Source organism: Sphingomonas sp. TF3 (assembly GCF_003985085.1).
Taxonomy (GTDB): Bacteria; Pseudomonadota; Alphaproteobacteria; order Sphingomonadales; family Sphingomonadaceae; genus Sphingomonas.
Map to the genome: position 1 here is coordinate 374,043 of NZ_RWKS01000001.1, position 11,007 is coordinate 385,049.

The 11,007-nt window shown below is 64.1% G+C and carries 10 protein-coding genes and 1 riboswitch; of the genes, 2 read left to right on the forward strand and 8 right to left on the reverse strand.

Annotated features, from left to right (window positions below):
* Positions 1–28: 28 nt before the first annotated feature.
* The 8 genes from EJC47_RS01600 to EJC47_RS01635 all read right to left on the reverse strand — a co-directional run bounded on the left by EJC47_RS01600 (position 29) and on the right by EJC47_RS01635 (position 9,257).
* The gene (locus tag EJC47_RS01600) at positions 29–2,617 is read right to left on the reverse strand and encodes a PAS domain-containing protein (protein WP_260591437.1); all 2,589 of its coding nucleotides are present in this window, start codon (positions 2,615–2,617) and stop codon (positions 29–31) included.
* 175 nt (positions 2,618–2,792) lie between these two features.
* A complete protein-coding gene (locus EJC47_RS01605) occupies positions 2,793–3,863 on the reverse strand; it encodes a threonine aldolase family protein (RefSeq protein ID WP_033964736.1) in 1,071 nt (356 codons plus the stop codon).
* Positions 3,864–3,915: 52 nt separating this feature from the next.
* Positions 3,916–4,025, reverse strand: a riboswitch (SAM-I-IV-variant riboswitch).
* Between the two features lie 62 nt (positions 4,026–4,087).
* Positions 4,088–5,605, reverse strand: coding sequence for an RNA polymerase factor sigma-54 (gene rpoN / locus EJC47_RS01610; protein ID WP_126845201.1), 1,518 nt, complete (start codon positions 5,603–5,605; stop codon positions 4,088–4,090).
* Between the two features lie 128 nt (positions 5,606–5,733).
* On the reverse strand, positions 5,734–6,510 hold the full coding sequence (gene lptB / locus EJC47_RS01615) for an LPS export ABC transporter ATP-binding protein (protein ID WP_033964713.1): 777 nt from the start codon (positions 6,508–6,510) through the stop codon (positions 5,734–5,736).
* Between the two features lie 144 nt (positions 6,511–6,654).
* A complete protein-coding gene (locus EJC47_RS01620) occupies positions 6,655–7,179 on the reverse strand; it encodes an LptA/OstA family protein (RefSeq protein WP_010405000.1) in 525 nt (174 codons plus the stop codon).
* Positions 7,180–7,184: 5 nt separating this feature from the next.
* A complete protein-coding gene (lptC, locus tag EJC47_RS01625; protein ID WP_010405003.1) occupies positions 7,185–7,820 on the reverse strand; it encodes an LPS export ABC transporter periplasmic protein LptC in 636 nt (211 codons plus the stop codon).
* Positions 7,813–8,433 (reverse strand): ribonuclease D, encoded by a 621-nt coding sequence (locus EJC47_RS01630; protein WP_126845202.1) that lies wholly within the window; start codon positions 8,431–8,433, stop codon positions 7,813–7,815. Before EJC47_RS01630 ends, lptC begins: the two co-directional genes overlap by 8 nt.
* Before the next feature lie 47 nt (positions 8,434–8,480).
* Positions 8,481–9,257, reverse strand: a complete 777-nt coding sequence (locus EJC47_RS01635) for a TerC family protein (RefSeq protein ID WP_126845203.1) — start codon at positions 9,255–9,257, stop codon at positions 8,481–8,483.
* Between the two features lie 206 nt (positions 9,258–9,463).
* Here EJC47_RS01635 and EJC47_RS21500 point away from each other — a divergent pair, with 206 nt between their 5' ends.
* Both EJC47_RS21500 and EJC47_RS01645 read left to right on the forward strand, forming a co-directional pair.
* Positions 9,464–10,267 (forward strand): cold-shock protein, encoded by an 804-nt coding sequence (locus EJC47_RS21500; protein WP_126845204.1) that lies wholly within the window; start codon positions 9,464–9,466, stop codon positions 10,265–10,267.
* A gap of 140 nt (positions 10,268–10,407) precedes the next feature.
* A complete protein-coding gene (locus tag EJC47_RS01645; RefSeq protein WP_126845205.1) occupies positions 10,408–10,914 on the forward strand; it encodes a thioredoxin family protein in 507 nt (168 codons plus the stop codon).
* The last annotated feature ends 93 nt before the right edge of the window (positions 10,915–11,007 follow it).

An 11,007-nucleotide genomic window follows, 5' to 3' on the forward strand; every position in this document is an offset into this window, starting at 1 on the left:
ATTGCGCCAGCGCCGCTTGCAGCCCGGCTCACCGCACCGTCTTGCGCAACACGCGCGAAAGTTGCTCGACGGAATACGGCTTGTGCAGCAGCTCGAAGCCATCGGGCACGCTTTCGACCAGCACGCTGCTATACCCCGATGTCAGCACCACGGGCAGATCGGGATAGTCGCGCCGGATCGTCTTGGCCAAGGCCACGCCGTTCATCCCGGGCATCACCACATCCGAAAAAACCACGTCGAAGCGCGCGGCATCGTGCGCGAGTTCGGCCAGCGCATCCTGCGCATTGGCTGCCCACACCGTGACATAGCCAAGCTCGGCAAGCGACTGGGTGGTGAACGTCCCGACTTCGATATTGTCCTCCACCACGAGCACGCAGGCACCGTGCCCATCGGCAACGCCTTCGACCGGCGGCTCGGTCGCCTGTACCGTCGGCGGATCGACCTGAGGCAAGTAGAGGGTGAAGGTGGCACCCTGGCCAGGGCTGCTCTCGACCGTGATATCGCCGCCGGACTGCTTGGCGAAGCCGAACACCTGGCTAAGCCCGAGCCCAGTGCCTTGCCCAACCCCCTTGGTGGTGAAGAAAGGCTCAAAAATGCGCTCGATCTGATCGGGATCGATGCCGATTCCAGTGTCGCGGATCGATATCGCGACATAGCGGCCCGCAACCGCCGGGTGCGCGCGAACCGCCGGAATGGCGGGAACCGCGCGTACCGCTATGGCGATATTCCCGGCACCGTTCATCGCGTCGCGCGCATTGACCGCCATGTTGACCAAGGCCGTATCGAGCTGGCTGGGATCGACATTGGTGAAACACGGCTTGTCGGGCACGTCGATCGCGATGACGATGCGCGAGCCCGTCAGCGTGCGCAACATGTCGGAAATGACGTGCAGGCTTTGCCCGACATCGATCACTTCCGGCTTCAACGCCTGCCGCCTCGCAAAGGCCAGCAATTGCCCCGTCAACTTGGCGGCGCGATCGGCAGTGTCGGAAATCGCATCGATATACCGTTCCCGCCGTTCGTCGCTCAGTCCCGGTCGCTTCAGCAAGTCCGTCGCCGATTGGATGACGGTCAACAGATTGTTGAAATCATGCGCAACGCCACCGGTCAGTTGCCCGACCGCCTCCATTTTCTGCGATTGGCGCAACGCATCCTCGGCAGTTTGGAGCGCGCTGGTCCGCTCGGCGACTTGCTGTTCGAGCGAAGCGGCAAGCAACGCCAGTTCCTGTTCGGCGCGCCGACGCTCGGTCGCGATGCGCGTTCGCTCCGCCACTTCGCGCATGAAGGCGATTTCGTCCTCGTGCCATGTCCGCCGTGTGACGTGGTTGAGGTACAGCAAGGCGACCAGCCCGCCATGTTCGGTGAGCGGCATGTTGACAAAGGCGCGTGCCGAAATCCCCTCCAGCACTGCGGCGGTTTCGGCGGTGCGCGGGTCGGTGCGGGCATCCTCGACGATCACGGTTTCGCCGCGTTTCAGATCGTCGATATAGCTGCCATAGTCGCGGAACTGCAGCACCCCGGCGAGCGTGTTCACCCCCGGCGCATTCCAGTCGCGCGCGATCGTGATCGTTTCGGCCCGCGTGTCGACCTCGCCATAACCGGCGCGGCTGACCCCGAGCGTCCGCGCAATGATCTCCGCCGCCGCAAAGGAGATATCGTCGGGGTCCTCGGTATCGCGAAAAACGTCGGACAAATCGACCAGCGCGGACCGCATCCGCTCGGCGCGGCGCTGGTCGGTGATGTCGGTCGAAACCCCGGCGATGCGCAGCGCGCGGCCCTGCGCATCGAAGAACGGCTGTCCGCGCGACGCCAGCCAGCGCAATTCGCCATCGGGGCGGTAAATGCGGTAGACGATATCGTAGTCATTTCCCTCTGCGATGCAGCGCTCGACCTCCGCCACGCTCCTGCCGCGGTCGTCGGGATGGATCGCCTGCAGCCGATCCTGGTAGGTGAACGGCTGATCGGCGCGCAGGCCGAAAATCTCCTTGCACGTTTCCGACGCGGTCAGGCGTTTGCTGGCAATATCGAGGCTCCATGTGCCAAACCGTGCCGCCCTGAGGGTGAAGGCGAGTTCGCGCTCATGTTCTTCCTGCAACCGCAACCGATCGGTCAATTCCGCCATCAACGAGGCGTTATCGTCTTCCAGCCCCTTCAGGCGCTCGCGCTCGATCGTCACATCGACCTGGCTGGCGAAGAAATAGGCCAGCACCCCCTCGGTATCGAACACCGGGGCCATCAGCAGCCGGTTCCAGAAGGTCTCGCCGTCCTTGCGGTGGTTGAGAATGTCGATCTCGAGCGGCTCGACCCGCTCGACCGCCTCGCGAATGCGCTGCACGGTTGCGGGGTCGCTCTCCGGCCCCTGCAGGAAACGGCAGTTCCGGCCGAGAATTTCGTCGCGCGGATATCCGCTCAACCGGCAAAAGGCGTTGTTGGCAAACACCACCGGGTTGTCGGGCAAGCGCGGATTGGTGATGATCATCGGCATCCGCGTCGCGCGCACCGCCGCCACGAACGGGTCGGTCCCCAGATCCTGCCCGATCAACTCCGCCGCGATGCGCTCGGCATCGGCGGTCAACCGCGGTGCCCGATCGGTCGGGCGGTCGACAGTGTCAGGCACGGGTAGCTTTTCTGGAGTCGTCACGAAGTACTCGGCAGCGAAGGATCATCCTTCCCATCATAACGCGAAGCGCGCAGAAATGGTCCATCGCACAGAAAAGCGGGGCAGGACGGGCAAGATCCTACGCGTTCTTGAAACAATGCTCGATCGAACAGGATCTTGTCCGCAACACGCCTCAGGCATCCTCCAACATCACTGCGGCCTCGGTCGACACGAGACCACTGATCTCGCGCAGATCCTGGGCCAGCGCGTTCACACGTGCCAGGTCTGCGTCCCACGCGAACATGAAGCGCGCCCCGCCGCCGATGAAGGTGTAGAAACGCCAGCCGCGCTCCCGCAGGCGATCGAGCACGATGTCGGGTGCGGTCAGAAACACCGCATTCGCCTCGACCGGGAACATCAACGCAACGCCGGGCATGTCTCCGACCGCCGCTGCCAGGGCCTTCGCGCAGGCGTTGCCATGTTGCGCGTTGGTCAACCACGCGCCGCTCTCCAGCAACCCCACCCATGGGGCCGACAGGAAGCGCATTTTGGAGGCAAGTTGCCCTGCCTGCTTGCAGCGATAATCGAAATCCTGCGCCAGCGCGGGATCGAAGAACAACACCGCTTCGCCAACCGCCATGCCGTTCTTGGTGCCGCCGAAACACAAAACGTCCACGCCGGCACGCCAGGTGATGTCGGCCGGGGCACAATCAAGCGTAGCGCACGCGTGCGCAAACCGGGCACCATCCATATGGAGTCTCAACCCGAGTTCGCGGCACACCGCCGACAGCGCCTCGATCTCCTCGATCGTGTAGACCTGCCCGGTTTCCGTGGGTTGCGTAATGGTCACCACGCGGGGCTTTGGAAAATGAATGTCGGCGCGGCTGGTGGCGAGCTTGCGAATCGCGTGCGGGTCAAGCTTGCCGCTTGTCGTCGGTGCCACCAACAGTTTGGAACCGTTGGAAAAGAACTCCGGCGCGCCGCACTCGTCGGTCTCGACATGGGCCTGCGCCGAGCAGATCACGCTATGATAGGATTGGCAGAGCGACGCCAGCGCCAAGGAATTCGCCGCCGTGCCGTTGAAGGCAAAGAACACCTCGCATTGCGTGTCGAACAGTTTGCGAAAGGCATCGGATGCCTGTTGCGTCCAGTCGTCATCGCCATAGGCATTGGCCGACCCCGCATTCGCAAGCTCCATCGCCCGCCATGCTTCGGGGCAGATGCCGGCATAGTTGTCGCTGGCAAATTGCTGGGCTTTTGGCATCGTCACGCTGTCCTTTTTCCGGTTCGGCACCAGGAAACAGTACGACAGGTGGCTTAGTCCCGTTTGTTGCCGGTCCGGCCACATCCCCCCGCTTGCACGGAGGCACCACCTTGCTGGGAAGCAGGTTGGTGTCGGGCGTCGTCCCGACTCTTGATGCTGGCGCGTGCGTATCCGCTCAGCGTCGGCAGATCAAGAGGCGGCCGGTCGCCCCGATCCGGGGCCAATCACCCCGCGCCCAGCGCCCGCGCGCGCCGCCGTTGCACCGACGACCCGATACCCAGCGCCTCGCGATATTTGGCGACGGTGCGCCGCGCAATGTCAAAGCCTTTGGCGTTGAGCAGTTCGACCAGCGTATCGTCCGACAGGATCTTGTCGCCCTCGCCCGCGACGAGCGCCTTGATCGCCGATTTCACCGCCTGCGCCGACACCGCATCGCCGCCATCGGACGACTGGATCGCCGAGGTGAAGAAGTATTTCAGCTCATACAGCCCGCGCGCGCACGAGAGATATTTGTTGCTGGTGACGCGGCTGACCGTCGATTCGTGCATCTCGATCGCATCCGCCACCTGACGCAGCGTCATCGGCTTCAGATGCGCAACACCGTGCAGGAAGAACGCCTCCTGCTGCTTCACGATCTCGGTCGCGACCTTGATGATCGTGCGCTGGCGCTGATCGAGCGCTTTCACCAGCCAATTGGCGCTGGCGAGCATCTCGCCCAGCCACGCCTTGCTTGCCTTGTCGCCGCGCGCGGTCGACAATTCGCTATAATAACTGCGGTTGACCAGCACGCGCGGCAGCGTGGCGGCGTTGATCTCGATCCCCCAGCCATCCTTGCGCTTCGCCACGAACAGATCGGGCACCACCGCCTGGGTCGGTTCCCCGCCATAACGGCAGCCCGGCTTGGGATCATAGCCGCGCAATTCGCGGATCATGTCGGCCAGATCCTCGTCATCGACGTCGCACAGCCGCCTGAGCCGTGCGAGATCGCCGCGCGCGACCAGATCGAGATTGTCGATCAGCCGCGCCATGCACGGATCGTAGCGGTCCGCCTCCTTGGCCTGCAGTGCGAGGCATTCGGCGAGGTCGCGCGCGCCAACCCCGGTCGGATCGAAGGTCTGGATGATGCCAAGCACCGCCTCGATTCGTGCCAGCGGCACGCCGAGCCTTGTCGCGACATCGAGCAGCGAGGCGGTGAGATAGCCGCATTCGTCGATCTGATCGATCAGATGCGCGGCGATGAACAGGTCCGGCCCGTCCACCGCCGTCCCCGCTTGGGCGAGCAGATGGTCCTGCAGCGTCAGCGCGGTATCGGCGAAGCTGTCGAAATCCGGGCCATCCTCCCCCATCCCGCCACCACTGCTGGCACCGTTGAGGCCAAGCGCGCCGTCCATGCCCGCCGCGCCCGGCTGATCACCGATCGAATCCGACGCGCTATCGTGATGAAAGCTCTCGGCGGTGAAATCGACATCGAGCGAGGCCTCCCCGGCATCGCCCCCGCTGATCAGCAATTGGTCGGCGGTGGCGGGTTCGTCGCGGATCGGCGCATCGGCTTCGCGTTCCTGCGTCGGGCCGTCATCATCGGGTGCGCTTGCTTCGAGCAGCGGGTTGCGCTCGATCTCCTCGGCGAGGAAGCCCTCAACCTCGAGGTTCGACAGCGCCAGCAAGCGAATCGCCTGCTGCAATTGCGGCGTCATCACCAGCGATTGCGACTGGCGCAGGTCGAGGCGCGGCGCGAGGCTCATCGGCTGGCCACCCAAATACCGTTCGCCCTGAGCCTGTCGAAGGGCCCGCGCAGCGAGCAAGGTCCCATCTGCGGCAAGCAGTGCTTCGACAAGCTCAGCACGAACGGATTAAGAGCAGTCCGCATACCCTAAAGCGAGAAGCCCTCACCCAGATACAGCCGCCGCACATTCGCGTCCGCCACCAGTTCCTCGGGCGAGCCGGTGAACAGCACGCGGCCATCATAGATGATATAGGCACGGTCGACGATTTCGAGCGTCTCGCGGACATTGTGATCGGTGATCAGCACGCCGATGCCGCGTTTCTTGAGCTCGCAGATCAAGTCGCGAATGTCGGCGATCGACAGCGGATCGATCCCGGCGAATGGCTCGTCGAGCAGCATGATCGACGGATCGGCAGCGAGCGCGCGCGCGATCTCGGCGCGGCGGCGTTCCCCGCCCGATAGCGCCATCGACGGGGAATCGCGCAGCCGCGTCAGCCCGAATTCGTCGAGCAAGGTGGTCAGCCGCGCCATGCGCTGCTCCTTGTCGGGCACCGCGAGTTCGAGCACGCTCAGGATGTTTTGCTCGACCGTCATGCCGCGGAAGATCGAAGTTTCCTGCGGCAGATAGCCCAGCCCCAGGATCGCGCGGCGATACATGGGCAGGCCGGTAATATCCTGTCCGTCGAGCATGATACGGCCCGAATCGGGCTTCACCAGCCCCATCACCGAATAGAAGCACGTCGTCTTGCCGGCACCGTTCGGGCCGAGCAGACCGATCACCTCGCCCTTGCCGACCGACAGCGACACATCGGTCAAAACGCTGCGCTTGTCATAGGATTTGGCGATCGACACGACCGACAAGCCGTCCAGCACCGGCACTTCGGCGATCGGCGGGGCGTTTTCGAGGGTGAGGGTCTCGGTCATTACAGGTCCCGTGCTCGCACTTTAGAGTGAACGAAAGGTTACCGCGCCGTATTTGGCAGGATTCGTGCATGGTCGCGTGCGCAACCTAGGCGAAACCCGTTCGGCTGGGAAGATGCCGCCAGCCGAAGCGTGCGCGCGGTCGCCTCAGTTGTCGCGCTTGGGCACCGAGAAGGTGCCGCTGACGCGACCGCCACTGCTCTTGGTTCCGGTCGCACCGCCGCCCACCGAATTGCCGTCGATCACCGCGCGCCCGGTATCGAGGTTGATCGTCAGCCGACCGCCATTCACGGTGTTGCCGCCCTGGATCAGCGTTACCGCGCCCAGCATCGTCACCACGCGCTTGTTGAGATCATACACCGCGAAATTGCTGCGCGCGGTCTGGTCGGGGCGCGTGACGGTGACGCTGCCCGAGGCGTCGAGGCGCGACACTTGCGGGCTGCCATCCACAATCTGGCCGGTGTAAGCGACTGTCATCCGCGCCGAATTCAGCGTCATTTCGGCTTGCTTAACCACGACATTGCCCGTCAGCACCGCGCGATTGGCCTTGTCCTGCAGCTCGATATGGTCGGCCGAGAAATTGATCGGCGCGGTCGAATTATGCGCAGTCTGCGCATAGGCTGCGCCCGCGAGGGCGGACGACAGGGCGATAAGGGCAAGGGTGCGACGCATGTGCGCTATCTCGTCTTTCGCGGGACGATCCGCAAGCGGGCATTGCCGTCCAGCCGAACAACATGGTTTTCGAGATCGGCGTTCATCTGGTCGCCGCTGAACGTCCCCTGCGGCACCGTACCCGTCACGGCACCCCCGCTTTTCAACGTCTTGGACTTGAGATCGAGCGTCGAATTCTGCGTATCGAGCCGGTAGCCGCCGCTGCTTTTCACCTGCAACGGCCCATCGATCGTCACTTGCTGACGATCCATATTATAATGGCCGCGATCGCCGACGACATCGGCCGGACCGTCGGACAGCCCGATTTGCGCCGACAATTGCTGCAGCCAGACGATCGGCTCGGCCGAACTCTTCTGGATCGCCGACCCCGCCACCAAAGCGAAGGGCTGGCCCTTGTCGTCATTGCCGCGATAGGTGGCCGACTGCACGCGCAGGCGTTCCTTGGCGACTTCGACCTTGTTCTTGTCGAGCAGGAAGCTGACATCCCCGCCCGAATAGAGCGGCAGCACCACCACGAACGCCGCCAGCACACCGATCAGAATCGGCAGCACCACGCGCAGCACGCCGATCGTGCGATCGTGGCTGCTGCCCGGCGCGGCCCAGATCAGGCGCTGGCTGCGGATGGCACCCGAATCAGGCATGCGCGAAAATATCGACCTCCGGCCAGCCGGCCAGATCGAGTTCCGCGCGCCACGGCAGGAACTGGAAACACGCCTGCGCCAGTTCGGTGCGGCCTTCGCGCGCCAGCCGCAAGTCGAGCTCGTTGCGCATCGCGTGGAGATAGCGCACGTCCGACGCGGCATAATCCTTCTGCGCTTCGCTCAACACCGGGCCGCCCCAATCGGACGATTGTTGCGCCTTGGAAATGTCCTGCCCCAGCAATTCGCGCACCAGCTCCTTCAGCCCGTGGCGATCGGTATAGGTGCGCACCAGACGCGATGCGATCTTGGTGCAATAGACCGGGGCTGCGGTCACTTCGAGATAATGGCTGATCGCCGCCAGATCGAAGCGCGCGAAGTGGAACAGCTTCACCCGTGCCGGATCGGCCAGCAGCGCACGCAAATTGGGCGCGGCATAATCGCTGTCGGGGGCGAAGCGCACGAGATGCTCGTCCGGCCCGCCATCGGAAAGCTGCACCAGGCACAGCCGGTCGCGCGGCGTGATCAGGCCCATCGTCTCGGTGTCGACCGCGATGTCGACGCCGGGGACGAACAGATTTGCGGGGATGTCTTCTTCGTGGAGATGCACTGTCATCGCCCGGCCCTAGCGGCGAATCGATGCGCGCTCAATGGGGTCCGCCGTTAGCGATGGCGCGCGCGGGCCTTGCGCGCGGCGATGTTGAGCGTTTCGACCAGCCCCGAAAAGGCCATCGCCGCGTAGATATAGCCCTTGGGCACATGCACGCCGAAACCATCGGCGATCAGCACCGCGCCGATCATCAGCAGGAAGCCGAGCGCCAGCATCACCACGGTCGGATTGCGATCGATGAAATTGGCGAGCGGCGTCGCCGCGATCAGCATCACCCCGACCGCGACGATGACGGCGACGATCATCACCGGCAAATCGTCGGTCATGCCGATCGCGGTCAAGATCGAATCGATCGAGAACACCATGTCGAGCAGCAGGATCTGCACGATCGCCGCGCCGAACGACATCGCGACCGAACTCTTCTTGTCGAGTACGTCGCCCGAATCGTCGGGGTCGATCGTGTGGTGGATTTCGGTCGTCGCCTTCCACAGCAGAAACAGCCCGCCCGCGATCAGGATCAGGTCGCGCACCGAAAAGGCGGTTTCGAAGGAAGGAACGCCGCGCGCATCGACCGCGCCGGCAATCCCCAGATCGAACACGGGCTCGACCAGCCCGGCGATCCAGGCGATTGCCGACAGCAGCACCAGCCGCAGCCCCAAGGCCAGCCCGATGCCGACGCGCCGCACTTTCACCCGCTGGCCTTCGGGCAGCTTGTTCGAGAGCAGCGAAATGAAGACGAGATTGTCGATGCCGAGCACAATCTCCATCACGATCAATGTGGCGAGCGCCGCCCAGGCGGCGGGATCGGCGAGCAAATGGAGGATCGACATGGCACCATCCTGTGCCGGGATTGCCACGGTCGCGCAAGATCAACACAGGACGCGCCGCATTTTCGACGAATTTGTTCGCAGCGCCTTAAATTTTAGGCTAACACGAGTCGGTGGCACATTTGGTTTGGTGCACGAAGCCCTGCGTCTTTCGTCCGACGCAACGGTTGCTATAACGATGTCGGACGAACCGGGAAGACGAACAGGGCATGAGTTTCGATAAAGGACGCCGCGGCGATCGTGGCGGGCGTGGGCGCGACAAGCGCGACGGTTTCGGCGACAGCGGCGGCTTCGACGGCGGTTTCGGCGGCGGTGACCGGTTCGGTGGCGGCGATCGCTTTGGCGGTGGCGGTGACCGGTTCGGCGGCGGTGGCGATCGCTTCGGCGGTGGCGGCGGTGGCGGCGGCTTCCGCAGCGGCGGTGGTGGCGGCTTCGGCGGCGGTGGCGCAGGCGGCGGTGGCCGCGGCATGCCCCCGCAGGTCGTTGGCGAAGGCACCGGCGTCGTCAAATTTTTCAATGGCCAGAAGGGCTTTGGCTTCGTCGTTCGCGACGATGGCGGCGAAGATGTGTTCGTGCACATTTCCGCAGTCGAGCAGGCCGGCTTGACGGGTCTGGCCGAAGGCCAGCCGCTCGGCTTCACTCTCGTCGATCGCGGCGGCCGCATTTCGGCGACCGACCTCAAGATCGAGGGCGAGCCTCTCCCCGTCACCGACCGCGGCCCGCCGCGCGACCGTGACGCAGGCCCCGGCGCGCCGCGCGGTGCCGCCCCCGGTGGTGCGCAGCAGCGTCAGCTGACCGGCGAGAAGGCGACCGGTACGGTCAAGTTCTTCAACGCGATGAAGGGCTTCGGCTTCATTCAGCGCGACGACGGGCAGCCCGACGCGTTCGTGCACATCTCGGCGGTCGAGCGTGGTGGCATGACCTCGCTCAACGAAGGCGACCGGCTCGAATTCGAACTCGAAGTCGATCGTCGCGGCAAGATGGCAGCGGTCAATTTGACCTCGATCGCGTAAGCGTTCGCGCCACTGGCAAAAGAACAGACCCGGCAGGCCTTTAGGCCCGCCGGGTTTTTCTTTGTGTGCGATTTCAACGGGACGCCCTACAATCCTGTCGAACCCCGGCACCGCCCGGAAAGGTTGTAGAAGGAACTTCCATGCGCCTCGTTTTTGCCGCGATCGCCCTGACCCTCGCCGCCCCGGCCCTCGCCGCTCCAGCTCCAAAGGTCGCCACGGCCAGCTTCGCGCAGCTCAAGACCCCCCTGCCGCTCCCTTATGACGAAAAAGCCGACGCGAAGGCGCAGGTCGCCGCCGCGCGCGCGCGCGCCAAGGCGCAGCACAAATTGCTGCTGATCGATCTCGGCGGCAATTGGTGTCTCGATTGCCGCCTGCTCGCGGCGACGATGGAACTGCCCGAACTGCGCGGCTTCCTCGCCAAACACTATGAGATCGTTACCGTCGATGTCGGCCGCTTCGACAAAAATCTCGACATTGCCGCCAAATATGGACTGAACGGTCACTTCGGTGGCGGCGTGCCGAGCGTACTGATCGTCGACCCCAAAACCGATTCGCTCAAGAATGCGGGCCGTACCGCCGCCCTCGCCGATGCCCGCAGCCTCAGCCCGCAAGCCCTTGCCGACTGGCTGGCAAGCTGGACGAAATAAGCGCGGCTGTCCGCTCCGATTGAGAGTTCAGCCAATCACTCGATTGGCTGAAGTAGATGTCTCTTTGCGCTGCTCACCTGGTCTTCTACAAAG